Origin of the sequence: Ralstonia sp. TCR112 (assembly GCF_007997035.1) — a bacterium.
GTDB lineage: Bacteria > Pseudomonadota > Gammaproteobacteria > Burkholderiales > Burkholderiaceae > Ralstonia > Ralstonia edaphi.
Genome location: NZ_VOSS01000257.1, coordinates 1 through 767, shown reverse-complemented (window position 1 = coordinate 767; position 767 = coordinate 1). Strand labels below are relative to the sequence as shown.

The window sequence follows — 767 nt, the reverse complement described above, 5'->3', positions numbered from 1 at the left end:
GCGCTTTCGGCGGAAGACGCCGCAGCGCTCGGCTTTGCGCCCGACGCATCGGGTTGCTGGCGGCGCAGCGCACGCCCCTCGCCCAAGTCGCTGGGCTAATCCTTCCTGTTTCATTTCTCCTGATGGAATTCGCTTTGCTCGCCGTGGCCGGCTTTCTGGCTGGCCTGATCGATGCCGTGGCCGGTGGCGGCGGCTTGGTGCAGATCCCCGCACTGTTCTCGGCGTATCCGAACATCGCGCCCGCCACGCTCATCGGCACCAACAAAGTCGCGTCGATGTCGGGCACGGCGACGGCGGCGGTGCGCTACGGCCGCACGGTGCGCATTTACTGGGGCGCGACGGCGCGGCGGTGGTCACGGCGTTTGTGTTTTCGCTGCTCGGCGCGTGGGCGCTGACGCATATTCCGGCCGAGCCGCTGCGCCGTGCGCTGCCGTTCGTGCTGGCGGTGCTGCTCGTCTACACGGTGGCCAAGAAAAACCTGGGCGCCGATCACGCCCCCAGCCTCAAGGGCTGCGCGAGCGCGCGGCGGCATTGCTGGCGGGCGCGGCCATCGGTTTCTACGACGGCGTGTTTGGCCCGGGCACCGGCAGCTTCCTGATGATTGTGTTCGTGCGCGTGTTCGGGTACGACTTCCTGCACGCGTCGGCGTCGACCAAGATCGTCAACCTGGCGACCAACGTGGCTGCGCTGTTGCTGCTGGCCGCCAAGGGGCACGTCTGGTGGCAGCTCGGCCTGGTGATGGCGGTTGCCAACGTCGCCGGCAATCA

General features: G+C 67.9%; 1 pseudogene. It reads left to right on the top strand.

Annotation, left to right across the window (positions count from 1 at the left end):
• Positions 1–122: 122 nt before the first annotated feature.
• A pseudogene (locus FUT88_RS25740) lies at positions 123–767 on the top strand (sulfite exporter TauE/SafE family protein); the annotation flags it as partial.